Raw genomic sequence first — 13,679 nt, forward strand, 5'->3', positions numbered from 1 at the left:
CCGCCCCGGCACTCCCTTCGTCCAGGGCCGATGCCCGCGATCGGCGTAGCCCGGACCGTTCGTCGAACCGTTCGTCGACGCGATCGACCGTCCGCCGCAGATCCGTGTGCGTGCCCTGTCCCGAACCGGCCCACTGCGGTGCCATACGCCCATGACCGCCGCAACCCTCCTCAACGCCCGGACGACGACCGCCGAGCACGAGCTCGCCGCACTCCAGCGCGAGCACGGCCGGCCGCTCTTCGCGCTGCTGCTGAGGCTGTGCGACGGCGACCGCCAACGCGCCGAAGACCTCGTCCAGGAGACCCTGGTACGCGCCTGGCAGCACCCCGAGGCCCTGCGCGCCGACGCCTTCGACTCCGTACGGCCCTGGCTGCTCACCGTCGGCCGACGGCTCGCGATCGACGCACGGCGGGCCCGGCAGGCGCGACCCGCCGAGGTCGGGGACGCGGTGCTGGAGAACGCGCCCGTCTGCGCCGACCACGCCGAGCGGGCCGCCGCCACCCTCGACGTACGCGAGGCTGTGAAGACACTCACTCCGGAGCACCGTGAAGTACTGGTGCTCGTGTATTTCCAGGGGGCCAGTGTGGCGGAGGCCGCCGCGGCCCTCGGAATTCCGCCCGGTACCGTGAAGTCCCGCGCGTACTACGCGCTGCGCGCCCTGCGCCGGGTGCTTCCGGGATACGCGGCCGACCTGCACTGAAACCCACGACTGGGTCAAGCCTCCGTAAAGCGCCTTGCCGAGGACCCCCTTTGAGTAATCGGGTGTCCTTATCCGTGTTCCGGATGGGGCCCGGTGACCGGGTCCCCAGCGTCCCGGCAACGGGCGAGCGCAAGCACCGGAGGAAGGCAGGAAGGGATGCTGCACAGAGGTCACCAGAGCACGGACGGCACCGGCGGCGGTGAACTCACCGTCCCCATGGCCTGGTTGTACGCCGAGTACATCGCCGACGAACTGCTGCGGACCGGCGATCTGATGCCGCCGACGTCCTTCGAGTTCCGCGCCGGGCGCGACGCCCTGGCGCTCACCATCTTCCTGTCCGACACCGACGGCGAACTGCCCGGCATCCGGGTGGTCACCCAACTGGAGACCTGGCTTTCGCTCACGGCGTACGACCAGCCCTGGCAGGACTGGGTCGACGAACGTATGTCTCAACTGAGGGCCGAGGCGGCCGAGTCGGACGGACCGGCTCCCGATCTCGACCTGGCGGCCGCGGCCTGGCGCTGGCTGGAGGAGACGGAGCTGCTCGCTCCCGATCTCAACGCGGTTCCCGGCGGTGCGCCGGTGGTCGGCGAGGACGAGGGACCCGAGGTCTGGACACCCGCCTGGCAGCTCGGACTGCCCCTCGGCCACCTGGCGATCCATCTTTTTTAGATTCGCACCAATCCGGGGGCCCGTCGGCTCCGAACATCTGGGTCACGATTCGGTACGTGGCTTGAGTGATTCGTCGGCCGAGTGCGTACCGGTGGGAGCAAGGAGTAACCCCACTGGCACTCAACGGCACGAGGTTTCGGCATGAGGTCCCTGGAAAGGCATCGCGACGTCGGCGCGTACGCGCTCGGCGTGCTGGACGAAGCGGAAGCCTTCCGCTTCGAGGACCACCTCATGGAGTGTCCTCAGTGTGCGGCGCAGGTCACCGAATTCGGCCCCACCGCACGGCAGATGATGCTCTACCGGCGCGCCACCCCGCGCGCCGTGCACCCCTTCGCCGGGCCCGGCCCGCAGCTGCTGGACCGGCTGCTCGCCGAGGTCGCGGTCCGGCACCGGGCCGTACGCCGGCGGGTGCTGTACGCCGTGGCCGCCTCGGTGGTGATCGCCCTGGCCGGTCCCGTGATCGCGATGACGGCGGGCGGCGGCGACGGCGGCGAGAGCGCCGTACGGGTCACCGCGACGGACGAGAAGTCCGGGGTGTGGGCACAGGTCACCACCGAGAACGAGGCGTGGGGCAGCCATGTGGAGCTCGAGGTCAAGGACGGGGCGGGCCCCCGCTCCTGCCGGCTGATCGCCATCGGCCTCGACGGCTCCGAGCAGACGGTCACCAGCTGGAACGTCCCCAAGCACGACGCCCGCCCCAACACCATGCAGGGCGCCGCGGCCTGGCACCCCGACGAGATCGCCCGCTACGAGCTGCGCACGTCCGCCGGGGAGCACCTGGTGACGCTCGACTCCCACTGACGCCGGCACGGAGTGAGTTCAGGTCACTTCACACCGGCTGACGGGCTCGGGGGCCGGCTACTTCAGCAGCCGGGACATCCTCCGGTCCGCCAGTGGTCTGCCGCCCGTCTGACAGGTGGGGCAGTACTGGAGCGAGGAGTCGCTGAAGGACACCTCCTTGATGGTGTCGCCGCAGACCGGGCAGGATTCACCGGTGCGGCCGTGGACGCGCAGACCGCTCTTCTTCTCAGCCTTCAGTCGTCCCGCCGCCACGCCCCGCGAGCGCTCGACGGCCTCCGTGAGCGTGGTGCGCAGGGCCTCGTAGAGGGTGTGGGTCTCCTCCGGGGTGAGGGTCGCCGCCAGTTTGAACGGGGACATCCGCGCCACGTGCAGGATCTCGTCGCTGTAGGCGTTGCCGACGCCCGCGATCAGGCTCTGGTCGCGCAGGGCGCCCTTGAGCCGGCGCCGCTCACCCGCGAGGAGCGCGGCGAGGCGGGCCTCGTCGAAGTCGGCGGCGAGCGGGTCGGGGCCGAGCCGGGCGACTCCGGGAACCTGCTCCGGGTCCTGGACTACATGGACCGCGAGCCGCTTCTGGGTACCGGCCTCCGTCAGGTCGAAGCCCGCCCCCGTCTCCAGGGCGACCCGCAGGGCCAGGGGTCCCTTGCCGGGGCGGGGCAGGCCGTCCGGAAGCCTGTCCTTCCAGTGCAGCCAGCCCGCGCGGGCGAGGTGCGTGACGAGGTGCGGGCCGTCACCGGTCGCCAGGTCGAGGAACTTGCCGTGCCGGCGCACGGCGGTGACCTCCCGGCCCTCGAGGGCGGTGACGGGCGGGTCATACGTCTTCAGCACACTGATCGCGACGGGCAGCACACGGACGATCTCGTGGCCGACGAGATGGTCGGTCAGGAAGTCCTTCAGTGCTTCGACCTCGGGCAGTTCCGGCATACGTCCAGAGTGCCATCCGCGGCGAAAGTGCTCAGCTCCGTCACGGCACCACGAACTCGCACCACACGCACTTGCCGCCGCCCCGCGCCTCCACCCCCCAGGCGTCGGTGAGCAGCTCCACCAGCAGCAGGCCCCGCCCGGAGACCCCCGACTCGCCCGCCTCCCGGCGACGCGGAAGGGCGCTGGAGGAGTCCTCCACCTCGACGCGCAACCGGTGGTCGGTGCCGGTGAGGACCCGCAGGGTGACGATCGCCGCGCCCTCGGTGTGCATGAGCGCGTTGGTGATCAGCTCGTCGGCGACCAGTTCGATCTCGTCGGAGCGGTCCTCGGCGCCCCAGGTGCGGACGGCCGTGCGGATCATGTGCCGGGCCTCTCGGAGGGCCTCCGGGTCGCCGGGGGCCACATGCTGCTGGAGCCGGTTCCCGGCCTGGGGGCTGTCGGGGCCGCGCCGGCGCAGCAGGAGCAGGGCGACGTCGTCGTCCCCGCCGCGTTCCTCGGCGACCTCGATGAGCCGGTCGGCCAGTTTCCGGACGTCGTCGGGGCCCGCGGCGATGAGGGCGGTGAGGGCCCGCATGCCGTCGTCGAGGTCCGTGCCGGGCTGTTCGACCAGCCCGTCGGTGCACAGCAGCAGGGTGTGGCCGGGGTCGAGCTCCACGGTGCCGACCGGGTAGTCGAGGCTGCCGAACTCGGCGGACAGACCGAGCGGCAGCCCGCCCGGCACCGGGACGCGCCGGCAAGTCCCGTCGAGGCCGCGCAACAGGGGGTCGATGTGCCCGGCGCGGACCACCTGGACGACCCCCGTGGTGAGGTCGACCTCCGCGTACAGACAGGTGGCGAAGCGGTCGGTGTCGAGCTCGTGCAGGAAGACCGAGGCGCGGGCCATCACGGTCGCCGGCGTGTGCCCCTCGGCCGCGTAGGCCTTCAGGACGATGCGCAGCTGGCCCATGACGGCGGCGGCGTGTGTGTCGTGGCCCTGGACGTCGCCGATGACCGCGCCGACCCGGCCTCCCCCGGAGGGCGTACCCCCGGGCAGCGGGATCAGGTCGTACCAGTCGCCGCCGATGTCGCGGCCCTGGGAGCCGCCGATGGTGGCGGCTCGGTAGCGGACGGCGACGTCGGCGCCGTGCACGCTGGGGATGGTGCGCGGCAGCATGGCCTGCTGGAGGCCCTGCGCGATGTCCTTCTCCTGCTCGTAGAACATCGCGCGCTGGAGGCTCTGCGCGATGCTGCTGCCGAGGGCGACGAGTATGTTGCGGTCCTCCTGCGTGAAGCCCCGCCGGTCGCTGTAGAGCAGGCCCATCGCGCCGATCGGACGGGCCTGCACGATGAGCGGCAGATAGGCCGCCGAGGTGATCCTCAGGTCGCTGAGGTGGGGCCACAGCACCGGGTAGCCGCCGGCGAACTCCTCCGGTGACTCGATGAAGCGCGGGGTGAGGGTGCGCACGACCTCGCTCATCGGGTAGGGCTCGTCGAGGCGGGTGACCAGCGTGCCGGGCACGAAGCTGCCCTCCGGCCCCTCGGCGATCAGCCGGATGCGGCCGGCCTCGACCAGCCCCATGACGAGGCTGGTCGCGCCGAGGTGGGTGAGGCCGTGGGTGTCCTTGAGGACGTCGATGACGTCGTGCACGGTGCGGGCGTGTGCCAGGGCCGCCGTGGTGAGCTGGACGACGTTGGTCTGCTCGCGGCGCGCGTCGTCGAGGGCGGACGTGTCGCTGCGGGCGGCGAGATCGCTGAGTTCTTCGGTCGCGTCCCGCACGATGCCGACGATCCGACGCGGCCGGCCCGTCTCGTCGCGGCGGATGTAGCCCTGGGTGTGGGTCCAGCGCAGGGTGCCGTCGCGCAGCCGCATCCGGAAGTAGGCGCCGTAGTTCTCGCTGCCGTCCTTGATGGCCTGGGACACGAGCTCGTCCAGGCGGATTCCCTCGGCCGGCGGGACCCGGACTGCGAGGGACGCGGGGTTGCCGTCGTACTCGTCGGGCCGCAGGTCGAAGATGTCGTGGGCCCGGGCGTCCATGTGGAACTGCCCCGAGTCCAGGTCCCAGTCGAAGCTGCCCATGCGGTTGAGCGCCAGGATCGGATCCGGGTGGGCGGGCCAGTCGTCCGGGAGGGACGGAGAGCTCGCTCCCCGATCAACCATGTGGCCACCTTGCCAGGGTTCGCCCGATTCTTCGACCCGGGATCCGGGACCCGGAACCACGATCAGCCCATGACGACGTCGAGGGGGCTGCCGAAGATGCTGTCGGACCGGTCGAGCGTGTCGGACTCGTCGGGCCCGTCGGGGATCAGCCCGCCGCCGTCGGGCAGGTCGGGGACTTCCGGGACGGTCTCGGGGCCGATCTCGCCGGGGTCCACACCACGGTCGAGGTCGGAGCCGCCCCCCTCGTCCGAGCCGGGGCCCAGGTCCGAGCCGGGGCCCTCGTCGGAGCCGGGGCCCTCGTCGGAGCCGGAGTCACCGTCGGCGGCCGGGGAGTCGTCGACGAGGTCGCCGGAGACGACGTGTTCCCCGGCCGCCGGGACGAGGGTCTCCGCGCCCGGCATCGTGATGTCCTCTCCCGCACCGCCGCGTCCGGCGACGAGGAGCGCCGCCGAGAGCGCGCAGGCGGTGAGGAGGGTGGCAGTGGGTAGTCGCACCACGTTCTCCCGCATCGTCTCGGTCTCTCTCACCCGAAGGTGATTCGACCACTATTGTCTGCTTCACCCGCCAGGGTCACGCAACCGGAGCGTGCGAACACGCACAGCGACACCACCGACCGGAGAGACCCGACCGGAGAGAGGGGCGCACGACCGTGGACTGGTTCACCGCACCCGAGTACGGGCTGAGCCGTCTGGTATTCCAGCGGGCCCTGGCCGGTGTCTACCTGGTCGCGTTCCTGACGGCCGCCCTCCAGTTCCGGGCGCTGCTCGGCGAACGGGGGATGCTGCCGGTGCCCCGCTTCGTCGAGCGGGTGCCCTTCCGGCGGGCGCCGAGCCTGTTCCACCTGCGCTACTCCGACCGGCTCTTCGCGGGCTGCGCCTGGACGGGCTGCGCGGTGTCGGCGGCGCTGCTCGCCGGTCTGGACGGCCTGCTGCCGCTCGGGGCGGCGATGCTGCTGTGGGTGGTGCCGTGGGCGCTGTACCTGTCGATCGTCAACGTGGGCCAGACCTGGTACGGGTTCGGCTGGGAGTCCCTGCTGCTGGAAACGGGTTTCCTGGCCGTGTTCCTCGGCAACGACGAGGTGGCCCCGCCGATCCTCGTGCTCTTCCTCATGCGCTGGATCCTGTTCCGGGTCGAGTTCGGCGCCGGCCTGATCAAGATGCGGGGCGACGCCTGCTGGCGGAAGCTGACGTGCCTCTACCACCACCACGAGACCCAGCCCATGCCCGGCCCGCTGAGCCGGCTCTTCCACCACCTGCCCAAACCGCTGCACCGCGTGGAGGCGGCGGCCAACCACCTCACCCAACTCGTCGTGCCGTTCCTGCTGTTCGCCCCGCAGCCGATCGCGACGGCCGCCGCGTGCCTGATGATCCTGACCCAGCTGTGGCTGATCCTGTCGGGCAACTTCGCCTGGCTGAACTGGATCACCGTCGTCCTGGCCGTACCGGCGCTCGAACTGCCCGCCGGCCACCGGTCGGCCCCCGCCGCCCCGCTCTGGTACGAGATCGTGGTCCTCGCCGCGGCCGCGCTGCTGCTGTTCCTCAGCCACCGCCCGGTGCTCAACATGCTCTCCCGCCGCCAGGTGATGAACCGCTCCTTCGATCCGCTGCACCTGGTCAACACCTACGGCGCGTTCGGCAGCGTGAGCCGAATCCGCTACGAGGTGGTGATCGAGGGCACCTTCGACGACGTGCCGCGCGAGGACTCCGACTGGCGGGAGTACGAGTTCAGGGGCAAGCCGGGCGATCCCCGGCGCCGGCCGCGCCAGTTCGCCCCCTACCATCTGCGCCTGGACTGGATGATGTGGTTCGCGGCGCTCTCCCCCGCCTATGCCGGGGAGTGGTTCGCCGCCCTGGTGGAACGGCTGCTGGAGAACGACCGCGACACGCTGAAGCTGCTGCGCGGCTCCCCGTTCCCGCACGACGAGCCCCCGCGCCACCTCCGCGCCCGCCTCTTCCGCTACCGGTACACGACGCGGCGGGAGTTGCGGGAGACGGGCGCGTACTGGCACCGGACGTACGTGCGGGAGTATCTGCCGCCGACGCGGCTGGCAGGGTCGGCTCAGAGGTCGTAGACGCGGACGGCGGTGGTCTCGAAGATCTCGGTGTGCGCGCCCGGGTCGGTCAACCGCCGTGCGATGTCCAGGACTTCACCGTAGGACGCGGCGGGCGTGCACACCGGCCAGTCCGAGCCGAACATCAGCCGGGCGGGCCCGAAGGCGTCGAGCACGGTGTCCGCGTACGGGCGCAGGTCGTCGACGGTCCAGGACGCGGGGCCCGCCTCGGTGACCATGCCGGAGAGCTTGCAGACCGTGTTGGGCAGCGCCGCGAGGGCGCGCACCCGCGACGCCCAGGGTTCCAGCGCGGCGGAGGCGATCGGCGGCTTGCCCAGGTGGTCGAGGACGAAGGTGAGTCCGGGCAGGGAGGCGGCCGCCTCGACACAGGCCGGGAGCTGGTGGGGCAGCACCACCACGTCGTGGACCAGGCCGGCGGCGGCGACGGCGGTGAGCCCGCGGTGGACGTCCTCCCGCACCAGCCACCGCGGGTCCGGCTCGCCCTGGACCTGGTGACGGATGCCCTTGAGATGGCGGCCGCCGGGGAGCTCCCGCAGCCGGGCCAGCTCGTCGGCGACGTCCGGGCGGGTGAGGTCGGTCCAGCCGACGACACCCGCGATCAGGTCGTGCGCGGCCGCGAGGGCGAGGAGCTCGGGGGTCTCCTCGGCCACCGTGACCGTCTGGACGACGACCGTACGGTCGACCCCGGCCGCTCGGGCCTCGGCCAGCAGGTCGTCGACGCTGAAGTCCCTCCGCAGCGGGCTGCCTTCGGCGATCCAGTCCTGGTCCCGCACCGACAGGTCCCAGAGGTGGTGGTGCGCGTCCACGGTCACGGCAGCTCCCACACGACGGGCAGACCGGCGCCGGCGCCCTCGTCGGAGTAGTCGTGCACCACGTCGAGCAGCTCGGCCATCCGCGCCTGCCACGCCACGTTGACCGGGAGCTTCTCCAGCTCGGCGAGGAGGCGGGCGTAGTCCTCGCACTCCAGGACATGGAACAGATCGGTGCCGCTGCGCCAGATCGTCCAGGAGGTGGCGCCGGCGGCGCGGATGGCGTCCGTGAGTTCCCCGGGCACCTCCCGGTGCGCGGCCTCGTACGCGGTGACACGGTCGGCGCGGACCCTGGTGTGCAGGGCGATCTTCATGACGGCTCCTCGGGGGGAAGCAGTCCCGTCTCCCGCAGCTCCTGCCAGAACGCGGCGGGAACGGGGGTGGCGAACTGTTCGGCGCAGTCCCGCACCTCGGCCGCCGAGCGGGCGCCGACCAGGACGCCGGCCACCGCCGGGTGGGCGGCGCAGAACGCGAGGGCGGCGGCGCGCAGGGTGATGCCGTGCCGGTCGGCGGTCTCCTTCATGCGCAGGGCACGGTCCAGCAGGCCGGCGGGCGCGCGCGCGTAGTCGAAGGTGGCGCCGGGCCGAGGGTCGGCCAGCAGACCGGAGTTGAAGGCACCCCCGACGACCACCGACACCCCTCGCTCGACGGCGGCGGGCAGCAGCTCGGCCGCGGCCCGCTGGTCGAGCAGCGTGTACCGGCCCGCGCACAGCACCACGTCGACGTCCGTGTCACGGACGAAGCGCGTGAGCATCTCCGCCTGGTTCATACCGGCGCCGATCGCGCCGACGACGCCCTCCGAGCGCAGTTTCTCCAGCGCCGGATAGCCCTCGCGGAAGGCCTGTTCGGCGTGGTCGTCGGGGTCGTGGAGATAGACGACGTCCACGCGGTCGAGGCCGAGCCTGGCCAGGCTGGCCTCCAGGGTGCGCCGTACGCCGTCGGCGCTGAAGTCCCATACGCGGCGGTGCGTGGCGGGGACGGCGAAGCCGTCGGCCAGGTCGTCGCCGCCCCGGTCCGTCCGCTCCAGGCGGCGGCCCACCTTGGTCGAGACCGTGTACCGCGAGCGGGGGTGTTCGCGCAGGGCCGCGCCGAGGCGGCGTTCGGACAGGCCGAGACCGTAGTGCGGCGCCGTGTCGAAGTAGCGGATGCCCTGCTGCCAGGCGGCGGCCACCGCCTCGTGCGCCTCTTCCTCGCCGACCTCGCTGAAGAGGTTGCCGATGGCGGCTGCGCCGAAGGCCAGCGGGCTGACCGGGACGCCGCTGCGTCCGAGCGTCTTCACCGGCCCGCCGGCCGCAGCCGCAGGCCCTGCATCCCGCCGTCGACGGCGAGCGAGGTGCCGGTGGTGGCGCCGGACAGCGGGCTCGCCAGGTAGGCGATGGCGCCCGCGACCTCGTCGGCGCCGACCAGCCGGCCGGTGGGCTGGCGGGCCTCCAGGGCGGCCCGCTCGGCGGCCGGGTCGTCGGCCGCGTCGAGCAGCCGGCCGACCCACGGGGTGTCGGCGGTGCCGGGGTTGACGCAGTTGACGCGGATGCCCTCGCGTACGTGGTCGGCGGCCATGGCGAGGGTCAGCGAGTACACCGCGCCCTTGGTCGCGCTGTACAGGGCGCGCTGCGGCAGACCCGCGGTGGCGGCGATGGAGCAGGTGTTGACGATCGCCGCGTGCGAGGAGCGCCGCAGGTGGGGCAGGGCGGCGCGGGCCGTGCGGACCATGCCCACGACATTGACGTCGAGGACCCGGTGCCAGGTCGCGTCGTCGTTGTCCTCGACGGTGCCCTGGGCGCCGACACCCGCGTTGTTGACCAGGATGTCCAGCCCGCCGAGGTCGGCGACGGCGGCCGCGACCGCCGCCCGCACGGAGGCGTCGTCGCCGACGTCGGCGACATATCCGAGCAGGGGTTTCCGCACGCCCGACGGGTCCAGGTCGAGGACGGCGACCCGGGCGCCGCGCTCGGCCAGCAGCTTGGCGGCCGCCCGGCCGATACCGGAGCCGCCCCCCGTCACCAGGGCCGTCAGCCCTTCGAAGTCGCTCACGCCGCCTTCTCCTTCCGGATCGCGAGGTCGGCGGCCCGGAAGTCGCCGGCGGGATACGTGCCGAATATTTATCAGACCACTTCCGCTCCACACCACCCCCCGGGTAGCTTTTCCGGGCGTTCCCTGTCCGAGTGGTCCGACCACCTCGGTGGGGAGCGGAGCGCACGGCGACAGGAGAGGGCACGTGGAAGACACCCCGGGCGGCGGGCCCGCCGCCCCGAAGGGCACGGTGACACAGCGCGCCATCGACCGGATCAAGGCGATGATCACCGACGGGTCGCTGGAACCCGGCCAGCGGCTGCCGACCGAGCGTGATCTCGCGGTCGAGCTGGGGATCTCCCGCAGTTCCATGCGCGAGGCGATCCGGGCGCTCACGGTGCTGGGGGTGCTGGAGGCCCGGCACGGTTCCGGGATCTACGTCACCGCGCTGGACGCGGGTGACCTGCTGGAGACGTTCGGGGTGGTGGCCGATCTGTCGCGGGGGCCGCGGCTGGTCGAGCTGCTCCAGGTGCGCCGGATCCTGGAGTCGACGGCCACCGCGCTGGCCGCGGCCCGGATCACCCCGGAGCGGCTGGCCGTGGTGGAGGGTCATCTGGCGGCGATGAACGCGACGGAGGATCCGGAGGAGATCCTCGCGCACGACCTGGAGTTCCACCGGGCGATCGCGGCGGCCGCCGGCAACGAGACCATGGCGGCGATCCTGGACGGTCTCTCCTCCCGCACGTTCCGGGCCCGCGTCTGGCGCGGCTACCAGGAGGAGGGGGCCTTCGACCGGACCCGCCGCGAACACGCCGCGATCCACCGCGCGCTGGCCGCCCGTGACCCGGACGCCGCCCGGGCGGCGGCCGCCGCGCACGTCGGCGAGGTGGAGGAGTGGCTCAGGGGGCAGGTGGGGCTCTGAGTCACGGCCGCCTCTCGACGTGGGACCCCCGGAGGGGCAGAGTGCTCCTGCGTACTCGCCGGTAGTACGCGCCCGCCGCGGATACCCCGCACGTACACCGAGGGAGCTGCCTGTGACCAGCTGGGTCGGCCGGACCGCCGTCGAGATAGCCGCCGCCGTACGCGCCAAGGACGTCACGCCACGTGAGGTGGTGGCCGAGCATCTCGCGCGCATCGAGCGGCTGGACGGCGGGATCGGCGCGTTCCGTACGGTGCGGGCCACAGCGGCCCTGGCCGAGGCCGACGCGCTGGCCGCCCGGGGCGATCTGGACGGGCTGCCACTGGCGGGCGTGCCGGTGGCGGTCAAGGACAACCTCGGCGTGCGGGGCGAGTCCACCCGGGTCGGGTCGGCCGCGACCCCGGACACCCCGGCCGACGCCGACCATGTCACGGTGGCCCGGCTGCGGGCGGCCGGCGCGGTGGTGGTGGGGCTGACCAACGTGCCCGAGCTGTGCGTCTTCGGCACCACCGAGGGCGTGCACGGCACGGCCCGCAACCCCTGGGACACCTCGCGCACGGCGGGCGGCTCGTCCGGCGGCAGCGCGGCCGCGGTCGCCGCGGGCCTGGTGCCGATCGCCCTCGGCAACGACGGCATGGGCTCGCTGCGCATCCCGGCGGCCAACTGCGGCCTGGTGACCATCAAGCCCGGTCACGGGGTGGTACCCGCCGGGATCGGCGAGGGTGACTGGTTCGGGATGTCGGAGAACGGTCCGCTGGCGACGACGGTCGAGGACGCGCGGCTGATGCTGTCGGTCCTCGCGGACGCGCCCGTCACGGCGGCCGGGGAACCCGGCGCGCTGAAGATCGCCGTCTCCGTGCGCAGTCCGCTGGCCGGGGTCACGGTGAGCAGGCCGTACACGGGCGCCGCGCGGGACGCGGCCGGGGTGCTCGTCCGGGCGGGGCACCATGTGGAACGGGCCGAACCGCCGTATCCGCTGTCGCTGGGCGTCACGTCGCTCGCGCACTGGACGGCGGGCACGGCGGTCGATGCCGCGAGCCTCGACCCGCGGCTGCTGACCCGGCGCACCCGGGTGCACGCGGCCGTCGGCCGGCGTTTCCTGTCCGGGGTGCGGGGAGGCTCGGCGCGGGACGCCCTGCGCCTGCGCCTCGACCGTTCTTCGCGGAGTACGACGTGCTGCTCACTCCGGCGCTGGCGCGACGGTCGCCGAAGTCGGTGCCTTGGCACGAGCGGGGCTGGCTGCGCAACGTCCTGGTGAACACGAACTACTCGCCGTTGACGCCGCCGTGGAACCTGACCGGCTGGCCGGCCATGGCGGTCCCGTTCGGCACGCTGCCGTCCGGCGCTCCCACCGCGGTGCAGCTGGTGAGCCGACCGGGCCGGGAGGACGAACTGCTGCGGCTGGCCGAGCAGTTGGAGAGCCTGCGCCCGTGGCGGCGGACGGCGCCGCTCGACTGAACGGAGAAGGGGGCCCGGCCTGAGGGTGCCTGCGCGCGCCCAGGCCGGGTGACCGCGAGCGGGTCAGTCCACGCTGGGCAGGATGTGGGGCTCGGCGAGGTCATCCTCGTAGCCCGCCAGGCGGATGGGGGCGGAGCGGGCCCACACGTCGAGGCTCCCGATCTCGCCGGGCCGACGGCCGGCCCGCTCCGGGCGTTCCTTGGGGCGTTGCTCGCGATTCGTCTTCTCCGGTGTCACCGCGCACTCCTTATGTGTCGGGTCACCCTCGGGGCGTGCCGGCCAGTCTGCGGTCCGGCGCCTGACGCTCCCTCGGGGCTGGCTCAAGTCGGTCGAGGACGCGGTGGCGCCGGCAACTTCTTGGAGGGCGAGCCGTTGTGAAGCGGCCTGTCCCATGACGGACCGTGGGTGTGGGTGGCACTCCGTACTGCTGTCCGTCCGCTACACATTAACCAAATGAGCGGGTGGCCGCTCGATAGGGCTGGAAATTTGGGGTAACCATGGCGCGTCACCCGTATGTCGTCGCAGGTGAATTGAACCTTTTTCCACCCTGATGCACCTTTCCAATTCACCCGTCCGGGGGATATTGCCGCGCGTGGCGGACGACGGCGGCCGCTCGTTCGTCCACGAGTTCGATGCGTAGTTCAAGTGGCGTTCGCCCCTCCGCAAGCAGGCCATGGTCTGCTGGCGTCCGGCAACGGCGGTCTCGCGGAAGGACTGACGCATGGAGCTGCGCGGCGTCGAGGAGCTGATGGACCTGCTGTACGCCTGCCGGGGTGTACGGGACACCCCGGACCGCGGGGCGCCCGGGGTCGACCTGCACGATCACGCGCTCCAGACGGCGGCACTGCTGCGCCGCGGCCACCCCGCCGACAAGGAACTCCAGCTCGCCGGTCTCGTCCACCCCATCGGCCACCTGCTGTGCCCCAGCGACGCCACCGGCCGGCCGGACCGGGCCGCCGACGCCGTACGGCCCCTGCTCGGCGTCCGCGTCTCCCGCCTCGTCCGGCTGCACCCCTGGCGAGAGCCCGCCGCCGACGACGAGCTGCTCAGCCTGCGCCAGGCCGACGAGGACGGCCGGGTGGCCGGCTTCGACGCGGGCGTGCTGGAGGACTGGCGCACGGTACTGGAACTGGTGGCGGCCCGTAACTCACGTCTCGGGGCTGTCGACTGACGGTCCGTCA

14 protein-coding genes and 1 pseudogene are annotated in these 13,679 nt (G+C 72.6%); 7 read left to right on the forward strand and 8 right to left on the reverse strand.

Annotated elements, in window-relative coordinates:
- The first annotated feature begins 151 nt into the window (after positions 1 to 151).
- From OG440_RS04600 to OG440_RS04610, 3 genes are all read left to right on the forward strand, one after another.
- Positions 152 to 700: a sigma-70 family RNA polymerase sigma factor gene (locus OG440_RS04600; RefSeq protein WP_406005535.1), complete on the forward strand. Its 549-nt coding sequence runs from the start codon at positions 152 to 154 to the stop codon at positions 698 to 700.
- A 156-nt stretch (positions 701 to 856) separates the two neighbouring features.
- Positions 857 to 1,372, forward strand: coding sequence for a hypothetical protein (locus OG440_RS04605; RefSeq protein WP_406005536.1), 516 nt, complete (start codon positions 857 to 859; stop codon positions 1,370 to 1,372).
- 141 nt (positions 1,373 to 1,513) lie between these two features.
- Positions 1,514 to 2,173 carry a zf-HC2 domain-containing protein gene (locus OG440_RS04610; protein ID WP_406005537.1) on the forward strand — a complete coding sequence of 220 codons (660 nt, stop codon included), beginning with the start codon at positions 1,514 to 1,516 and terminating at the stop codon, positions 2,171 to 2,173.
- 57 nt (positions 2,174 to 2,230) lie between these two features.
- Here OG440_RS04610 and OG440_RS04615 read toward each other — a convergent pair whose 3' ends face one another.
- The 3 genes from OG440_RS04615 to OG440_RS04625 form a co-directional block, all read right to left on the reverse strand.
- Positions 2,231 to 3,094 (reverse strand): Fpg/Nei family DNA glycosylase, encoded by an 864-nt coding sequence (locus OG440_RS04615; protein WP_406005538.1) that lies wholly within the window; start codon positions 3,092 to 3,094, stop codon positions 2,231 to 2,233.
- 40 nt (positions 3,095 to 3,134) lie between these two features.
- Positions 3,135 to 5,231 carry a SpoIIE family protein phosphatase gene (locus tag OG440_RS04620; protein ID WP_406005539.1) on the reverse strand — a complete coding sequence of 699 codons (2,097 nt, stop codon included), beginning with the start codon at positions 5,229 to 5,231 and terminating at the stop codon, positions 3,135 to 3,137.
- Positions 5,232 to 5,293: 62 nt separating this feature from the next.
- Positions 5,294 to 5,725, reverse strand: coding sequence for a hypothetical protein (locus OG440_RS04625; RefSeq protein WP_406005540.1), 432 nt, complete (start codon positions 5,723 to 5,725; stop codon positions 5,294 to 5,296).
- Positions 5,726 to 5,880: 155 nt separating this feature from the next.
- On the opposite strand from OG440_RS04625, the gene OG440_RS04630 reads away from it, so the two are divergent.
- On the forward strand, positions 5,881 to 7,302 hold the full coding sequence (locus OG440_RS04630) for a lipase maturation factor family protein (RefSeq protein ID WP_406005541.1): 1,422 nt from the start codon (positions 5,881 to 5,883) through the stop codon (positions 7,300 to 7,302).
- Here OG440_RS04630 and OG440_RS04635 read toward each other — a convergent pair.
- Genes OG440_RS04635 through OG440_RS04650 form a run of 4 tightly spaced genes read right to left on the reverse strand, consistent with a single transcriptional unit; the run spans position 7,290 to position 10,142 of the window.
- On the reverse strand, positions 7,290 to 8,114 hold the full coding sequence (locus OG440_RS04635; protein ID WP_406005542.1) for an amidohydrolase family protein: 825 nt from the start codon (positions 8,112 to 8,114) through the stop codon (positions 7,290 to 7,292). The genes OG440_RS04630 and OG440_RS04635 overlap by 13 nt on opposite strands.
- On the reverse strand, positions 8,111 to 8,425 hold the full coding sequence (locus OG440_RS04640; protein ID WP_406005543.1) for an L-rhamnose mutarotase: 315 nt from the start codon (positions 8,423 to 8,425) through the stop codon (positions 8,111 to 8,113). The genes OG440_RS04635 and OG440_RS04640 overlap by 4 nt, the downstream gene beginning before the upstream one ends.
- Positions 8,422 to 9,390: an aldo/keto reductase gene (locus tag OG440_RS04645; RefSeq protein WP_406005544.1), complete on the reverse strand. Its 969-nt coding sequence runs from the start codon at positions 9,388 to 9,390 to the stop codon at positions 8,422 to 8,424. The genes OG440_RS04640 and OG440_RS04645 overlap by 4 nt, the downstream gene beginning before the upstream one ends.
- Positions 9,387 to 10,142 (reverse strand): SDR family NAD(P)-dependent oxidoreductase, encoded by a 756-nt coding sequence (locus OG440_RS04650; protein ID WP_406005545.1) that lies wholly within the window; start codon positions 10,140 to 10,142, stop codon positions 9,387 to 9,389. Before OG440_RS04650 ends, OG440_RS04645 begins: the two co-directional genes overlap by 4 nt.
- Before the next feature lie 184 nt (positions 10,143 to 10,326).
- Between OG440_RS04650 and OG440_RS04655 the strand changes: the two genes are divergently transcribed.
- Positions 10,327 to 11,043 (forward strand): FadR/GntR family transcriptional regulator, encoded by a 717-nt coding sequence (locus tag OG440_RS04655; protein ID WP_406005546.1) that lies wholly within the window; start codon positions 10,327 to 10,329, stop codon positions 11,041 to 11,043.
- 112 nt (positions 11,044 to 11,155) lie between these two features.
- Positions 11,156 to 12,498: pseudogene (locus OG440_RS04660) on the forward strand (amidase).
- Between the two features lie 63 nt (positions 12,499 to 12,561).
- On the opposite strand, the gene OG440_RS04665 reads toward OG440_RS04660, so the two are convergent.
- Positions 12,562 to 12,735, reverse strand: a complete 174-nt coding sequence (locus tag OG440_RS04665; protein ID WP_107472678.1) for a hypothetical protein — start codon at positions 12,733 to 12,735, stop codon at positions 12,562 to 12,564.
- Positions 12,736 to 13,219: 484 nt separating this feature from the next.
- Between OG440_RS04665 and OG440_RS04670 the strand changes: the two genes are divergently transcribed.
- Positions 13,220 to 13,669 (forward strand): inositol oxygenase family protein, encoded by a 450-nt coding sequence (locus OG440_RS04670; protein ID WP_406005547.1) that lies wholly within the window; start codon positions 13,220 to 13,222, stop codon positions 13,667 to 13,669.
- The last annotated feature ends 10 nt before the right edge of the window (positions 13,670 to 13,679 follow it).

The sequence above is a fragment of the Streptomyces sp. NBC_00637 genome (assembly GCF_045161545.1).
Classification (GTDB): Bacteria; Actinomycetota; Actinomycetes; order Streptomycetales; family Streptomycetaceae; genus Streptomyces.